Origin of the sequence: Tunturiibacter gelidiferens (genome assembly GCF_051013345.1) — a bacterium.
GTDB classification, from domain to species: Bacteria; Acidobacteriota; Terriglobia; order Terriglobales; family Acidobacteriaceae; genus Edaphobacter; species Edaphobacter gelidiferens_A.
This window is the reverse complement of sequence record NZ_CP132939.1, coordinates 800,386-815,145: the sequence shown is the minus strand read 5'-3', so window position 1 is coordinate 815,145 and position 14,760 is coordinate 800,386. Positions and strand designations below refer to the sequence as shown.

Genomic DNA, 14,760 nt, shown 5'->3' with positions numbered 1-14,760 from the left:
GAACGTCGCGGCAAGTTGCATTTGCCGGGCGGGTCGACCCGGACCTTCGTTACCATCCCGGCACGTGAACGCGATGGGCGTTGACCTCGCGTTTTCGGCGTCATCTAATCAAGAGGAAGAGGTGCGCGTATGTCAACCGAAGACCCGAAGCGACCGTGGGAGCAGCAGTTGCGGGATGCGGCGACACATCTGGAGACAGATCTGAAGAACGTCGTGAAGTACATCAATGACCAGGTGGTCCCGGACGTGCGTCGCAATAGTTCGGAGGCGCTGCGAACTGCTGCGGCAGAGTTGCATAAGCTCGCGTCGCGAATGGATGATCATGCGCGAAGATCCTCTACTCCTCCCCCGCCACCACCGAAAGACGCGCCGAAGCCGTGATGAGGGGCCGGATTGGCACTGCCGCAGTGCTGTCTGCGTTCGCGCTGATGGTCATCGGCTGCCATAAAGAGACAACGCGGGCCTACCGGCCACCTCCTCCACCGACGGCAACGACTGCTTCAAGTCACGGCAAAAACTCTCGCTCCGCGCGATCCAGCCCAACTACAGATGCCACTACGGCCCAGGGGCATCCCCACCCGCTCCTGCCCCGGTCCCAGGCAATTTCGGGAAGCCCATCTCGAGCGAGGTGGGGATGGCCAGTTGGTACGGGCCTCCCTACGCCGGGCGAAAGGGCGCCGACGGAAAGGTGTATGACCAGAACGCGATGACCGCCGCGCACCTCACCCTGCCAATGGGGACGATGGTTCGTGTGACGAACCTGACCAACAACGAATCTGTCGTGGTCAAGATCACGGATCGCGGGCCCTTCGTACATGGCCGCATCATCGATCTCTCGCTGGCCGCCGCGAAGGCGACAGGGGTATATCGCGCCGGAGTCGCCAAAGTGAAGGTAGAGGCATTCGGCGCACCGGTCCGTGCCAACGCTGATCCGGGCGGCCATTGGTGCGTGCAGGTAGGTGCATTCGCGCGAGAGTCGGACGCGGTCAAGCTGAAAGAAGAGATGATCCGGCGCTACTCCACCGCCAAGGTGATTGAGTTCCCCGGACCGACAGGGCACTGGGTCAGGATCAGTCCAAAGCTGCCGAACAAAAGCAACGCCAGCGAGGTAGCCGACAGCATTCATCCCAAGGATCCGGCTGCTGCACCCTATCTGATTCGAACCGACTAGCGAATGGGCGCTTACAGCACGACGCGTTTGCCGGTGCGGCGCTCGATCTCCTGTTGAAACTCCATCGCGGCACAATGGTTCGACGTGTGTGTGATCGTGACGCGGTTGTCACCGGCAACGCGCGTCATGCGACCTCCCTGCATCGCCTGAATCGCCATCACCTGGCTGTATTGAATCGTCTTCGAAGGCTGAAACCAGAATCGTTGCTTAATGGCGGTGGGGGTCAGCGTGATGGTTCCCGGCATCTGCATCACGCCGAGCGCGATGGCTGCAAGGAGCAACACCGCCATCCACCACGGCACCTGCTGTTTCTGCGTCGCAGCCATATAGAAAAAGAAGAGGATGTAGGCCGGAAGGGCGATGGCGCGAGACCAGGCAAATAGCGGCTTGACGCGGAAGGCGAGACCATCCGGGGTCTGGCTGACGGTGCCCTTTGTCAGACGGCTGCCGTAGAGCAGCACGATGGCGAGGCCGACCGCAACGGCACGGAGTATGTCGGTATCAAGATGCATCAAGTCTTTCTGAATCATCTCTAGTGATGCGAGTTCTACTTGCCAGGGAGCGCGGGTGGCGCATAGTAGGGAAGCTTCTGTTGCTCCAACGTCGCACGCTTCACGCCGATGTCGTCAAAGAGCATGCTCGGGGCGATGGTGGTCTGGGGAACGGTGCCAAGAGAGTTCGAAACATAGGGGTCATTGCCGGCTGCGACGATATCGGAGCGCAGGCTCCGGTTGTCGAGCTCGTCGAAGATCGCGCCGCGGACGAGTTTGCGCGTCCCGTCAGAATGCACCAGGTAAAGCAGACGCGGGAGAAGTTCGCCGCCGAGGGTTTCGACAGAGTAGACGTCGCGGCCCTGCTCCTTCGCCATAGTGAGGAGGCGCTTGTTGAGCTCCCCTCGCGACAGAGGCTGGCTGGATTTGACCAAAATGACACCGGCGCGTGAGTGAGGGGCCTGCGCAGGAGCGGCGCGTCCATGACCATTCGAAATGTCGAAGTCTTTGACCGGCTCGCGGCCGATGAGAAAGTTTTCAAGCTTCCCGTTGACGATGACATCGACTGACTGCGCAGGAACACCCTCATCGTCGATGGTGTAGGCACCAAGAAGAGCTTTGCCCTCGAACTTCGCCTGCAGCGGATCGTCGGTAACGCTGAGCATCTCGGGTAGAACACGTGCCTTGAAGCTCGAGGAGTAGGCGCCGTTGGTGCGTGCGGTAGTTCCCATCTCTGGCCGATCGGCTTCGATGTTAGGCACGAGCAGGCGATCGACGACGTCTGCCGCAGCGTCTCCGCTGAAGAGCACAGGCCCATGATAATCATCGGCTGAAACTACCGGAGCGTTGCGAAGCTCTTCAAAGCTCTTGAGATCTTCGAGTGCACGCTTGCGAAAAGCCCCGGCGCTCTCGAGCTCCTTGGCATTTGCAGCAACGGTGCCATTGTCGCGACTCAGGCGCATGCCATCCGCCGCCTGGCCACCAACGCTGATGGCTCCGTCGTAGCCTGTATAGCCCTGGCGCAACACAGTTCCTTCGGTGTTGACCAGGTAACGGTTGAGTGCGATGCCGCGGATGTTCGCGGTGGAATACTGGACGTGCTCAGCGAAGGAACGAAGCTGAGGGTCCGAAACGAAGAGGCCACTGGCTTCGACGATGCGGTGCTTCCACTCGGCGCGATCAAGGTCGAGAGTGACGACGGGTGAAATTTGGACGATCGCCTTGGCCTGCGCAAAGTCAGGTTGGGCCTGCGGGGATTGAAACTGCTTCAAAGCGGCTTGCTTGGCAGAGTAAGCGCGGAGTGCGTTCTTATAAGCGGTGTCGGTGGCTGTCCAGAGGGCGTACCGTAGCGCTTCGGGATTGTCGTCCGTGGGCGCAAGCTCCAGGGTCCCGTCGCCGCGGCTGGTGCTGCTGTCCACGGCATAATCTCCAATGCGCACGGTAACGCGGACGATGCGTTGACGGTTCTCTTCTTCACGGGTCAGCGCGCCATAGTTGGCGACGGCCTCGTAGGAGGCCAGGTCGTCCAGCCGGTACTCTACAAAGTAGGGGCGTTGCATATTCGGAAGCAGTAGCGCCTTCTCGCGGTCGAGCTCTACCTGCATCGCGCGGAGCAAGGGATCGTTCCCGGTAGAAGGAGTTTGTGCAACAAGGCTATTTGTAACTGCAATCGTGCCGAATAAAAATATTGGCCAGAGAGCCGCGGAGCAAAATCCGCTAATTTGTAACCTGCGAAGTAAATTCATTTCTGGCCATCCTTCCCGCTCGCCGAAGTAGAAGCTGCTCCAGGCGGCGGAAGAATAGGTGGGCGCGCCGTACCCTGAGCCTGACGCTGAGTCTCAATCTCGCTGACCAGCATGGCCGGTGCGACGGCGCTTACGGGAATGCTCCCCGACTCGGCTCCGCAGATACCATTGAAGATGTCCTGCTTATCGTTGGTGGCGAGGATGCGGTTCAGTGCAGCCTGCGGTGTGCCCACAATGCTGACGCCACGGACGAGTTCATCAGGGCGGCCATCAACGTAGACGCGATAGACAACCAGTGGAATCACCTGAAAGGCCTGTGGCGACCGGCGCGTGGTAACAGCAAAGCCCGAAGAGATGTCTTCAAAGTAGAGACCGTAGGCTTTACCTTGCTTCTTCGCCTCAGCCCTCAACATCTCGCGCAGCTCCGTATCGCTGACAGTCTTCGAGGAAGTGACGATGAGGTTTCCCTGGCGGCCCGTAGGCATGTGACCAGTCTCAGCGCGGCCGTGTCCGTTTGAGGTGGAGAAGCTCGCGATAGGAAGGCGCGACATCAGAAAGGTGTCGAGAACGCCGTCTTTGATGAGGTCCACGCGGCGCGCCTGCTGGCCTTCGTCGTCGTAGCTATAGTGGCCGCTAAGCGGCATGCCATGAAAGTCAGCAAGCGTCGGATCGTCGGAGACGCTGAGAAACGGTGGCAGGATCTGTTTGCCGAGCAGCTTGGTGAAGGTCTGTCCTTCGTCGTCCCCACGTTGGCGCTGGCCTTCGAGGCGGTGTCCAAGCACTTCGTGAAAGAAGACGGCGGATGCGCGTCCGCTCAGGATCGCAGGACCGTTGAACGGTTCGGTAACGGGCGCTTGGCGCAAGGCTTCGAGATTTTTGGCCATGGCGACGGTCTTGTCGATCAGCGTCTTCTGATCGGGTAGATGCCCGACTTCGTCAGCTTCGAAGGTCTCGGCGCGGAACAGATCCATGCCGTCGGCAGCGCGTGTCCGGGCAACGATGACAAGGCGCGCAACTTGGTTTGGTGTCGCGACCTTAGCGCCTTCCGAGGAGACGAAGTAGTCAGTCTCGGTCGATGCCTCGAGCGCAACATTGTTGTAGAAGACGTCGGAGTACTGTTTGAAGAGCCCAGAGAGTTCACGCAGGCGAATCTGCCATGCTGCCGTGTCGACGACTAGCGCTGGCGACGGTGGAAGGATCGCTGCAGCTGGCTTCTCGCTCGAAAAATCGGCGGAGGCGTCCTCTTCTTTTGCGCGGACCTGCTGCTCAGTCTTCACCTTCAGGTAGCCGTCGAGCGCCTTTCCATAGCCGCGGTTGGTTGCGAACCAGAGCGTGCGGGCGATGGCGTCGCTGTCGTTGGCGAGCGGCAAGGGGATGGTTGTAAGAGCACTATTCCGGTGGTCGCCGTGAGTATTGTCTTCAGCGGCGGTCCCAAGGCGCACCTGCACATCGGCTACGCGGCGGCGGTTTTCGTGAGAGCCGGTGATGGCGCCAAACTGCGCCGAGAGGCTCATGCTGTCACTGTCGGAGACGGCGTAGCTAAGGAAATAGGGCTTCGGCTGCTGGGTGGCGTCCGTCGCATTGTTGCCCAGCGAGTTCATCGCGCGATGCAACTCCGACTCCATGGTGTCGATCAGCACCAACGCCGGCGCAGGTTCAGGACTTCTGGTCTCCGCTACCGCCCTGTGCCCAACAGAGGATATCGCCACAACTACCAGACCGGCAAAACCAACGCCAGCCACTGCCATTCTTTGTCTCTTCATGGAAAAAGGAACTCGTTTCGCCTGCAAAATACGCCTGTTGCCGAGTGTATCGGAAGTGCCGCCGCAGCGCGTAATCCCTTGCAACTCGCGCAGCATCGGCAGTTTTACGCAGACGACTGAGGGTTGGACGAAGCGGCGCGAATTTCGTCGACAGGCCGCTTACCTGACGCCGTGGTACCGGACGCTCAGCCAGACCGTCAACGCCAGGAACTGGGTAAGCAGGAGAGACTCTGCCAGTCCGAAGGTGGCGTGCCTGCCATTGTGAAGCGTGAGAGCGATCAGTATTACCAGAGTCAGGATCATGCCCAGAAACACCGCACTCTGGCCGTAGTGGGTAGCGGTAAGCGACGCGGGGCGACGAGCCGGAAGCTGTCGGACAACACGCGCAACGAAGTCGGCGGGGACGTCGATCCTGGGAGCGGTTTCGAGAGCATGGAGAACGCGCCGGTCCATCTCGGCGTCTGCAATTCTGTTTGCGGCTTGGGGATTCATCGATTCGTCTGACACGCCGTTCTCCTTTCATTCGTTTGACGTTGCTGAATGGCTTCGCGGAGCTTTTTGCGTCCACGGTGAAGGTGAGTCCGGACTGTGCCGATCGGCATCCCCAACGCGTACGAGATCTGCTCGTAGCTACGTTCTTCCTGATGATAGAGGATTAGAATCGTCCGCTCAACATGGCTCAGAAGAAGCTGGAGCTCTTCCTCGACAGCTTGCTGGAACTCGCGTTCCTCAATCTGCTGTTCAGCGTTCCTGTCCGGATGCGGGAGACGCTCCTCCCACGCCGAGGTTTCGTCCGAGAGAGAGACATGCGAGCGGTCATCGCGGCGGCGGCGCTTCCACTCATCTTGCGCCACATTCACGGCGATCCGGTAAAGATAGGTGGTGATCAGGGCTTCGCCACGAAAGCTGGGCAGCGCGCGGTAGAGGCGGAGAAAGACATCCTGGGCAAGATCATCGATGTGCTCCCGGCTACCCGTCAGGCGCAGAAGGGTGCGGAAGACCATGGCCTGATGATCGCGTACCAGCTGCTCGAAGGTGAGATCGACGTCCAAGCGAAGTTAGACAATAGAGTGCTCCGAAAGTTTCATTCCGGCGAGTGAAACTTTGCGGGCGCCTTCCGGTCTAACGCGGGCAGAAAGAGGAGGTAGCGTATGGATTTTCTGACAAGTCCGTTTATTGTTCCGGTGGCCGGTTGCGCCGTCGGGGCCATCGCCATTGTTTCGGGCATCTGGTTCGAGGCTCAGCAGCGCCGAAACAAAGCAGAACAACGCATGGCCATGATTGCGCGAGGGATTCCAATCGCCGAGATCGAGAAGCTGTTAGGCAGTGGCGACGAGGAAAAGCGCGTTAGAGACCCATTGCGTAGTCTCGGCAACGCACGCCGTACAGGAATCATTTTGGTTTCAGTTGGGATAGGGTTGATCCTGTTCTTTGTGGCCCTCAGCGTCATTGTGCAGGAGCGTGATGTATTGGCAGGATCAGCCGTAGGGATCATCCCACTGGCTATCGGAATAGGGTTTTTCATCGACTACAACCTGCAGAAGCGCGAGCTATCGCGCTTCGGGTTGGAGATCGGCGCCGACTCACCGGGGATTGGATCCGATCGGTAAGCTCCACACCGCTGTTCCTCTTTGCGCTGCGTAGGCGAATCATGCACACTGACTTCATCAGGACAGGAGTCAATGATTGATGAACGTACGTGCAGCCTTGCTTCTGCTGATCAGTTTTTTTGCAGTCACGATTCCTTCAGCGAAAGCCCTGGCAACGACTCCGCGGAGGCACAAGCTCTGAGAGCCGCTGCGCAGAATCAAACGGCTTATACGCTGCCGCCGGAGAAGCTCAAATTGGCGAAGCAGTTGTTTCGCAGTCGCACTGAGCTGCATTTCGTGGGTGAGGGTGGGGAATCCTGCAACTTGTTCTGCTGCTTGCGCTCGGTGTGCCGGCACGCATGCGTGACGTCGCCGAGAGAATGACTAAGCGCCGATGGGGGCAATGCTTCGTGTTCGTCTTTCTCGTCCTGCTTCTCACTGCGCTGCTGAACGCACCTCTGCGACTCTACGGACACCACGTTGCGCTCGCGTATGGACTATCAGTGCAGCGTTGGGGGAGTTGGTTCGCCGACGTTGGTAAAAGCTTCTTGCTGGAATGGATTGTCGCTGGCCTTCTGGTGATGGTGCTGTTCTGGGTCATCCAAAAGTCGCCGAAGCACTGGTGGTTCTGGTTCTGGATCCCGACAATGGTCGCGGTGTTGTTCGGCGTCTTTCTCTCCCCGATCCTGGTTGACCCGCTCTTCAACAAATTTGAGCCTTTGCAACAACGCAACCCAGCGCTGGTAGCGCAGTTGGAAAAGGTGGTGGCTCGCAGTGGCGTAACTCTGCCGCCGGACAGAATGTTTTTCATGCGTGCCAGCAGCAAGGTGACAAGCATGAATGCCTACGTCACAGGCTTCGGACCCTCGAAGCGTCTGGTGCTCTGGGACACGACGATTGCGGCAGCGACTCCCGACGAACTTGCCGGTGTCTTCGCGCACGAACTCGGCCACTACGCGCTGCATCACATCGTGCAGGGAGTGTTGTTCAGCGCGGTGTTCCTGCTGGTCGGGTTTTTCGTGGGGCAGCGAATGACGTGGTGGCTGCTCGCAAGGTTCGGGGCACGCTGGCAAATCCGCTCGCAGAACGACTGGGCTTGTCTGGCGGTGCTGATGCTCGTGCTGAATGTGCTGAACTTCTTCGCCGAGCCGACCGAAAACAGCTTTAGTCGCTCGATCGAACACGCTGCCGACGTGTACGGGCAGGAGGCGATCCATGGCATTGTCGCCGACCCGCAAACCACCACCCAGCAAGGGTTTCAGAAGCTTGGCGAGAACTCGCTCGACGACCCCACGCCGCATCCCCTCATCGATTTTTGGTCTGACGGCCACCCTTCAACTGCGAGCCGCGCCGCATTCGCCTTAGCCTATGACCCCTGGACAGCAGGGCAGCATCCAAAGTACTTTCAACCATGATGAAGATCCCGCCGGGTAATCTCGCATCTTCCGAGTGCCTCTTCTGCAAGATCGTCGCTGGAGACATTCCGGCAAACCGCGTCTACGAGGACGAGTTCTGCATTGGTTTCCCCGACATTAATCCTCAGGCCCCAACCCATCTGTTGATCGTCCCGAAGCACCATATCACTTCAATCGCGAAAGCAGAGGCGGGACACGCCGCGCTGTTAGGTTCCCTGATGTCAGCAGCCGCCGAGATTGCGCGCGGAGAAAAGCTGAGCAAAGGCTACCGAATCGTCGTCAACACCGGCGATGATGGCGGCCAGACCGTGAACCATCTGCATCTTCATCTGCTCGGCGGCAGACACATGAACTGGCCCCCTGGCTAGCAAGTCGCCACGCGGCACACTTAACACGCGGCACTCTTAAAAGAGAGAGCCCGAAAAGATCTCTCTCGGGCTCTTCACTAAGTTTCGCCAACGCTGTGCGGCAAAGCCATCGCGCCAGCATCGTTTTACTGGTTGAAGTTCGGCTCTTCTTCCTCTTCCATACCGTACCGGCGCAGCAGATTCGGCAGATTCTGCGAGAAGGCTGCACGTGGCATCACCGTATCGCAACCCGCTTCGACGGCCTTCGCCTTCAGATCTCCCTGTAGATGCGACAGGAATCCAATGATGGAGGTGCTGCGCTTCAGCTTGGTCTTCAGCTTGGGAATCAGAGTCAGCGGCTTCGCGTTTGCATTGTTGAGATCGAAGACGATCAGCCCAGGCCGGTCCTCCTCTTCGCCGCCGACCAGCGACGCAATCGACTCCTTGTCGTTTTTGACGAAGGCGACCTTGACCCCGAGCTTACGCGCCGTCTCAGAGATCTTGGCGATGAAGAACAGATCTTCTATGAAGAAGAAAATCTTCGTAGGCGCGTCCTCTGCGATCGGAATGGCGCGGCCCTGCGAGTAATCGATGGGCTGAGAGTCGCTCTGATAGCTGCGTCCACCGCCATGGCCGTTGCTGCGACCCTGGTAGTTGCCGTTGCGCGAATCCATCGTGGAGGGCGGAGTGTCGGCGAAGTTGCCGTTTACGGACCGATAGCTATGGTCCATCGGACCCACAAAGCTGCGGGGACCGCGCTGCTGCTGCTTGCCGCCGCCACCTTTGCGTTTGAAGCCGCCGCTGTTGTTCCCGGGCTGATGGGTATCGCGATCGCGATAGCCGCCGCCGCTGCTGAATCCCCCGCCGTTGCTGCCGCTGGCGGCGTTGCCCGGATTCTCCGGGGAGCGTTGACGGTCACGATCACGGAACTTCTTCTTCCAGCGCTTGCCACTGGAAGAGCTGTTCTGCTGCTGGCCGGCGTTTGCTTGAAAGCCTTGGCCGCCCTGCGGTTGAGTGGTCTGAGCAGCAGCCGAGCCCTGAATGGAGCCGATGGGTTGACCTGCGCTCTGCTCGCCGGATTGCGCACCCTGCGCGTTGTCCGACCCCTTGCTCTTCCGCTTGCGGCGGCGGCGACGGCTGCTCTTGGACTGACCCATGCCGTGCGGGACGTTCTGCCCCGCAAATTGTGCCTCCCCGTCCTGTTGGTCGGGAGACATTGTCGAACCCTGGTGAGAATCTACCTCGGGTACATTCTGCTCTGAAGTCATGCTTCCACTTCCTATTGCTTTAGATCGCAATTAGCGTTCTCTCCCACGCAAACGGCCTCTCCTTCCCCGTGAGACTCACGGAGGAGGAACCAAACCGGTTTTGCAGCGTCGGATGAAACGGTCTCAAGTTTTACTCGAACGGACGTCTTCTATTGGTATTCGGCTGTAATCACGCCGGCCAATCCGCCGGTTACGCACAGCCTGGAGCGCCAGCAACGGCGAACCAGATTTTCACCCTCTACCTGTTTGCGACAGAGTCCGACAAATTCGGTCTACTGTAATCCTGTGTCTTCTGCCGCCAAACCTACGCAATTGGTAGTTTTCTGGTGACCACACAGCGATCGGCACCCACAGCCGGTTCACAAGGCAACTCCTAGGGTACGCCCAAAGAAGCCACTTGGCAAGAGCTCCCTTCTACGACTTCCTGGGGACGATCTGGTTGTGAAACCAGAAGGACCGCTTCGCGGAAGCGGCCCTTCTATCTCAATGGCCAGTCACTGGCCTCCTGAAAACTTCCGATAAAGGAAGCAGACCCCCGGGCTTACGGTCCACACCATCGGTTGGGTGCGGATTCTGCTAGCCGGCGGCAAGCAATCTGGCACACGTCGGATCGAGCCAACGTGTTGCCTTTCATGAAGAAGCAATTCGCTCGCCAAAATCGTAGCCAGCCATTTCACTGGCAATCTCGAGGAGAAGCTGCCAGACCTTGCTCGGAAGATTTGAAAAATAGTATATTGCCTCGAGCGTGTTCCATCTTTCTGTAGAAGGCCTCGAATCCCTCGATTGACCCTGCTCAGGCTGGACCCTATAATCTATGTGTTCCGGCAGCCCTCTCGTTTTGCTACCGATTTGCCCTCACGGAAGTCGGTTCAATCGAGGCAAAAGATGGGCGTGCTCTGTCTCAAGGGTGCGTTGATCGAGTGGATGGAGGGAACGGCCCAGACGGCACGCGACCGTGAGCCCGAAGCCGTACAAGGTTTGACCAATCCCTGAAGGAGTACCACACACCGCATGAATCGTACCTTTGCTTTTGTTACCGCTCTCGCTGCGGGAATGATATCCGCTGCCGGAGTGGCCCAGACCGCCGGCACACCGGCCACTCCCTCCGCAGCTCCCACCCAGGCAGCCCCCGCTCCAGTAGCGCCACACGCGGTGCCCGCGAAGATTGCGACCATAGAGTTCGAGCAGGTCGCCGCTGCGACCAACGAAGGACAACGCGCTCTCCAGGCCTTGCAGAAGAAGTACGAGCCCAAGGGGACCGAGTTGCAGGCGAAGGCGCAGGAGATCGACACCCTCAAGAAGCAGCTGCAGAGCGCTCCCGCGACGATGACCGAGTCCGAACGCGCCGCGAAGCTGCGTGCCATCGACACCAAGGAAAAGCAGCTGCAGCGCGATGGCGAAGATGCGCAGCAGGCCGTCGCCGGGGAGCAGCAGCAGGCCATCGGTGTGGTTGCGAAAAAGCTAGCGCCTGTCGTCAAGAAATATGTGGAGGACAACGGCTACACAATGCTCCTCGATATCACCGGCCAGCAGGGTGGTTCGATGAGCGTGCTCTGGACCAGCGAGGGTACAGATATCTCGCGCGCAGTTCTCGAATCGTACAACGCGTCTTCGGGAGTCGCACCTCCAGTGCCTTCCGCACCTTCCCCAACGGCTCATCCGCACGCCTCCGCGACTCCGAAGCCTGCGCTGCCGAAGCAGTAACACTCGCGTGACAGAGTCGGCTACGGAGAGCTGGCTGGTTGGAAGCTAGCCTCCGTAGACTTCGAAGACGATGTCGCCTGGTGATCCGAAGTAGTTCAGATATTTTGTAACAAGCTATCGAACATTTGTAACTAGTATGGACCGATCGAACCGATCGAAATTTTGAAGGAGTATCACAGACCGCATGAATCGCACCCTCGTTCTTATCTCCGCGCTCGGCGCCGGATTGATGACCACAGCCGGAATCTCCCAGACAGCCGCAGCTCCAGCTCCTGCCACCGCTGCACCTGCCGCTGTCGAGCCTCAGGCCATTCCCGCAAAGATTGCGCTCGTTGCCTTCGAGCAGGCGGTCTTTGCTACTAACGAAGGCCAGCGTGCCGTCCAGCAGATTCAGGACAAGTACAAGCCCAAGAAGGATCAGATCGATACCCTCTCGAAGGAGGTCGATTCGCTCAAAGCCCAGCTACAGAGTGCTCCCGCGACTCTCTCCGATGAAGAGCGCGCTACACGTCTGCGCAACATCGACACCAAAGAGAAGGAGCTGAACCGCAACGCCGAAGATGCCCAGACCGCCTACAACGCGGATCTGCAGGAAGCCTACGGCAAGGTTGCAGCGAAGGTCTCGGTCACCCTGAAGGACTACGTCAGCAAGAACGGCTACACCTTGCTGCTCGATGTCAGCGGACAGCAGAGCAACGTGATGTGGGCCAACCAGAGCACGGACGTAACACAGGCCATTGTGACCGCGTACAACACCACGTCCGGTATCGCTGCGCCGGCGCCGTCTGGGCCGTCTTCCCCTGCCCCCACGACAGCTCGCCCGCGTCCAACAACAGCGCCGAAGCCTGCTGCACCGAAGCAATAATTCAAAATCAACGGCATGATGCAGCGACGAGAGATCTAGAGATATTCGCTCCTCGCTGCATCATGCTCTGTTTTCAGAACTAAGCACAGCTCTCCTGTGGAAAAACCTGTGGATTGCGGATACCAAAGGGTAGGAGAATGACGCTGAATCTCGGCGCCTGCTAACCTGGCTACTTCTGCAACGCCTCGCTAAGTGCATAAAAATCAGCCAATTGAGAGGCCCCCGCCAACACTGCGACAAGCAAAAGTGGGTAACTCTCGGCAACTAACGCTATTTCAAGGGTTTCCACAGATCGACGTTACGACCAGGTTACAAATTCCCGCATCTAACGCCATTGGGTGCCAAAATTCCCCTACAAACTTCAGCGATTAATCGTATTTAGACAAGAAGTTGCGTCGAAAATCGAAGCCATCTGAAACCTGTAGCGGACCAGGTTACTCCTCGCCAACCTTGAGAACTGCGAGGAAAGCCTCCTGCGGAATGTCAACCTTCCCAATCCGCTTCATCCGCTTCTTTCCTTCTTTTTGCTTCTCGAGAAGTTTACGTTTCCGGCTGATGTCTCCGCCGTAGCACTTGGCAATGACGTTTTTTCGGATCGCCGTGACGGTCTCACGAGCGATGACCTTCGAACCGATCGCGGCCTGAATGGCGACCTCGAACATCTGTCTCGGAATCAGTTCCCGCATCTTCGATACGAGCGCCCTGCCTCGCTGCTGCGCAAAGTCTTTGTGGATGATGATCGAGAGAGCATCCACGGGATCGCCGCCAATAAGAATATCCATCTTCACCATCGGCGAAACCCACATACCGGCAAGCTGATAGTCAAGCGAAGCGTATCCCGCGAGACGGTCTTCAGACGATCGTAAAAATCCAGCACAATCTCGTTCAACGGAAGCTCATATGTAATCAGGACCCGCGTGTCCGAGACGTACTCCATGTTCTGCTGCCGTCCGCGCTTCTCTTCGACGAGCTTTAGAATGCCGCCAACGTACTCTTCGTTCGTCAGAATCTTCGCAACGATCACAGGCTCTTCGATTTGTTCAATCTCGGTGGACTCCGGCCAACGCGACGGGTTATCCACCTCGCGTACGCTGCCGTCGGTCATCGTGATCTTGTAGCGCACGCCTGGCGCAGTTGTAATCAGGTCAAGATCGTACTCACGTTCCAGGCGCTCTTGGATAATCTCAAGATGCAGCAGCCCAAGAAAGCCGCAGCGAAACCCGAAGCCAAGCGCTACTGAAGACTCGGGCTCGAAGGAGAAAGAAGCATCGTTGAGGCGAAGCTTCTCGAGCGCGTCACGCAGCATCGCATGCTCGTGTGAATCAACGGTGTAAAGGCCCGCAAACACCATGCTCTTGATGTCTTCAAAGCCCGGGAGCGCTTCAGCGCAGGGGTTTTCAACCGAAGTAATGGTGTCGCCGACCTTGGTATCGGCAACGTTTTTGATCGTGGCGACGAAGAAACCAACCTCGCCCGCGCTGAGTTCTCCAAGCTCCACTGGCTTCGGAGTCATCACGCCCATGCTCTCCACATCGAACATCTTTCCGTTCGACATGACCTTGATCTTCATGCCCTTGCGCAGCCTGCCGTTGATGATGCGCGCCAGAACAATCACGCCTCTGTACGGATCGAACCAGCTATCGAAGATCAGCGCCTGCAGCGGCGCCTCCGGATCGCCCAGCGGCGGCGGCAACAGCGTGACAACAGCTTCAAGGATGCTTGCAACATTCAGGCCCGTCTTTGCGCTCACGGCAATGGCATCGTCCGCAGGCAGCCCCACGGACTTCTCAATCATCTCCTTCGTGCGTTCAATGTCGGCGCTGGGAAGATCGATCTTATTGATGATAGGAATGATCTCGAGTCCGTTCGAGATGGCAAGATAGGCATTCGCCAGCGTCTGCGCCTCGACACCCTGCGACGCGTCGACCACCAGCAGCGCCCCTTCGCACGATGCCAGCGAGCGCGACACCTCATAAGAAAAATCGACATGCCCCGGAGTATCGATCAGGTTCAGCTGATAGGTATCGCCATCCTGCGCCTTGTACATCATGCGAACCGTGTGAGCTTTGATCGTGATGCCGCGCTCGCGCTCCAGATCCATGGCGTCAAGCACCTGGGCCTGCATCTCGCGCGAGGTCAAAGAGCCGGTCAGTTCCAGAAGCCGGTCGGAAAGGGTGGACTTGCCATGGTCGATATGCGCGATGATCGCGAAGTTGCGGATGTGACTTGGATCCATTTTGTAGCTGGGTAGCCTCAGTATCCATCTTAACACCGCATCGAGACCGTCTGCGGCCCCGCGGACAAACCGCGTCCACAAAATCAGCATCCAAAACCGCGTACAGTCAGCTCTCGCGGGTAACTGAGAATTTATCGCGGTAAGTTACGTACGAAGATGTGAGCAA

13 protein-coding genes and 1 pseudogene are annotated in these 14,760 nt (G+C 58.4%); 7 read left to right on the top strand and 7 right to left on the bottom strand.

Features of this window, described 5'->3' with window-relative positions; all coding sequences use genetic code 11:
- Nucleotides 1-129 precede the first annotated feature (129 nt).
- The gene (locus RBB80_RS03855; RefSeq protein WP_433966989.1) at nucleotides 130-381 is read left to right on the top strand and encodes a hypothetical protein; all 252 of its coding nucleotides are present in this window, start codon (nucleotides 130-132) and stop codon (nucleotides 379-381) included.
- 253 nt (nucleotides 382-634) lie between these two features.
- The gene (locus RBB80_RS03850; RefSeq protein WP_433966988.1) at nucleotides 635-1,171 is read left to right on the top strand and encodes a septal ring lytic transglycosylase RlpA family protein; all 537 of its coding nucleotides are present in this window, start codon (nucleotides 635-637) and stop codon (nucleotides 1,169-1,171) included.
- An 11-nt stretch (nucleotides 1,172-1,182) separates the two neighbouring features.
- On the opposite strand, the gene RBB80_RS03845 is transcribed toward RBB80_RS03850, so the two are convergent.
- From RBB80_RS03845 to RBB80_RS03825, 5 genes are all read right to left on the bottom strand, one after another.
- A complete protein-coding gene (locus RBB80_RS03845; protein ID WP_433966987.1) occupies nucleotides 1,183-1,701 on the bottom strand; it encodes a hypothetical protein in 519 nt (172 codons plus the stop codon).
- Nucleotides 1,702-1,718: 17 nt separating this feature from the next.
- Nucleotides 1,719-3,407, bottom strand: coding sequence for a metallopeptidase TldD-related protein (locus RBB80_RS03840; protein WP_433966986.1), 1,689 nt, complete (start codon nucleotides 3,405-3,407; stop codon nucleotides 1,719-1,721).
- Entirely contained in the window at nucleotides 3,404-5,155 is a 1,752-nt protein-coding gene (locus RBB80_RS03835; RefSeq protein ID WP_433966985.1) for a metallopeptidase TldD-related protein, read from the bottom strand. The genes RBB80_RS03840 and RBB80_RS03835 overlap by 4 nt, the downstream gene beginning before the upstream one ends.
- Before the next feature lie 174 nt (nucleotides 5,156-5,329).
- Nucleotides 5,330-5,677 carry a hypothetical protein gene (locus RBB80_RS03830; RefSeq protein ID WP_433966984.1) on the bottom strand — a complete coding sequence of 116 codons (348 nt, stop codon included), beginning with the start codon at nucleotides 5,675-5,677 and terminating at the stop codon, nucleotides 5,330-5,332.
- Nucleotides 5,659-6,222, bottom strand: a complete 564-nt coding sequence (locus RBB80_RS03825) for an RNA polymerase sigma factor (protein WP_433966983.1) — start codon at nucleotides 6,220-6,222, stop codon at nucleotides 5,659-5,661. Before RBB80_RS03825 ends, RBB80_RS03830 begins: the two co-directional genes overlap by 19 nt.
- 99 nt (nucleotides 6,223-6,321) lie before the next feature.
- Between RBB80_RS03825 and RBB80_RS03820 the strand changes: the two genes are divergently transcribed.
- The 3 genes from RBB80_RS03820 (at nucleotide 6,322) to RBB80_RS03810 (ending at nucleotide 8,542) form a co-directional block, all read left to right on the top strand.
- Nucleotides 6,322-6,780: a DUF6249 domain-containing protein gene (locus RBB80_RS03820; RefSeq protein ID WP_433966982.1), complete on the top strand. Its 459-nt coding sequence runs from the start codon at nucleotides 6,322-6,324 to the stop codon at nucleotides 6,778-6,780.
- A 338-nt stretch (nucleotides 6,781-7,118) separates the two neighbouring features.
- Entirely contained in the window at nucleotides 7,119-8,174 is a 1,056-nt protein-coding gene (locus tag RBB80_RS03815; RefSeq protein WP_433966981.1) for a M48 family metallopeptidase, read from the top strand.
- Nucleotides 8,171-8,542: a histidine triad nucleotide-binding protein gene (locus RBB80_RS03810; RefSeq protein ID WP_433966980.1), complete on the top strand. Its 372-nt coding sequence runs from the start codon at nucleotides 8,171-8,173 to the stop codon at nucleotides 8,540-8,542. The genes RBB80_RS03815 and RBB80_RS03810 overlap by 4 nt, the downstream gene beginning before the upstream one ends.
- A gap of 125 nt (nucleotides 8,543-8,667) precedes the next feature.
- Here RBB80_RS03810 and RBB80_RS03805 read toward each other — a convergent pair whose 3' ends face one another.
- Entirely contained in the window at nucleotides 8,668-9,789 is a 1,122-nt protein-coding gene (locus RBB80_RS03805; RefSeq protein WP_433966979.1) for a response regulator, read from the bottom strand.
- A 1,011-nt stretch (nucleotides 9,790-10,800) separates the two neighbouring features.
- Here RBB80_RS03805 and RBB80_RS03800 point away from each other — a divergent pair.
- Nucleotides 10,801-11,493 (top strand): OmpH family outer membrane protein, encoded by a 693-nt coding sequence (locus RBB80_RS03800; RefSeq protein ID WP_433966978.1) that lies wholly within the window; start codon nucleotides 10,801-10,803, stop codon nucleotides 11,491-11,493.
- Between the two features lie 184 nt (nucleotides 11,494-11,677).
- Nucleotides 11,678-12,358, top strand: coding sequence for an OmpH family outer membrane protein (locus RBB80_RS03795; RefSeq protein ID WP_433966977.1), 681 nt, complete (start codon nucleotides 11,678-11,680; stop codon nucleotides 12,356-12,358).
- Nucleotides 12,359-12,792: 434 nt separating this feature from the next.
- Here the strand turns inward: RBB80_RS03795 and lepA are convergent.
- Nucleotides 12,793-14,594: pseudogene (gene lepA, locus RBB80_RS03790) on the bottom strand (translation elongation factor 4).
- Between the last annotated feature and the right edge of the window lie 166 nt (nucleotides 14,595-14,760).

Bases quoted from the DNA above. Each gene is read 5' to 3' on its own strand.
- RBB80_RS03855 (WP_433966989.1), top strand. From the start codon at position 130: ATGTCAACCGAAGACCCGAAGCGACCGTGGGAGCAGCAGTTGCGGGAT.
- RBB80_RS03850 (WP_433966988.1), top strand. From the start codon at position 635: ATGGCCAGTTGGTACGGGCCTCCCTACGCCGGGCGAAAGGGCGCCGAC.
- RBB80_RS03845 (WP_433966987.1), bottom strand. From the start codon at position 1,701: ATGATTCAGAAAGACTTGATGCATCTTGATACCGACATACTCCGTGCC.
- RBB80_RS03840 (WP_433966986.1), bottom strand. From the start codon at position 3,407: ATGAATTTACTTCGCAGGTTACAAATTAGCGGATTTTGCTCCGCGGCT.
- RBB80_RS03835 (WP_433966985.1), bottom strand. From the start codon at position 5,155: ATGGCAGTGGCTGGCGTTGGTTTTGCCGGTCTGGTAGTTGTGGCGATA.
- RBB80_RS03820 (WP_433966982.1), top strand. From the start codon at position 6,322: ATGGATTTTCTGACAAGTCCGTTTATTGTTCCGGTGGCCGGTTGCGCC.
- RBB80_RS03815 (WP_433966981.1), top strand. From the start codon at position 7,119: ATGCGTGACGTCGCCGAGAGAATGACTAAGCGCCGATGGGGGCAATGC.
- RBB80_RS03810 (WP_433966980.1), top strand. From the start codon at position 8,171: ATGATGAAGATCCCGCCGGGTAATCTCGCATCTTCCGAGTGCCTCTTC.
- RBB80_RS03805 (WP_433966979.1), bottom strand. From the start codon at position 9,789: ATGACTTCAGAGCAGAATGTACCCGAGGTAGATTCTCACCAGGGTTCG.
- RBB80_RS03800 (WP_433966978.1), top strand. From the start codon at position 10,801: ATGAATCGTACCTTTGCTTTTGTTACCGCTCTCGCTGCGGGAATGATA.
- RBB80_RS03795 (WP_433966977.1), top strand. From the start codon at position 11,678: ATGAATCGCACCCTCGTTCTTATCTCCGCGCTCGGCGCCGGATTGATG.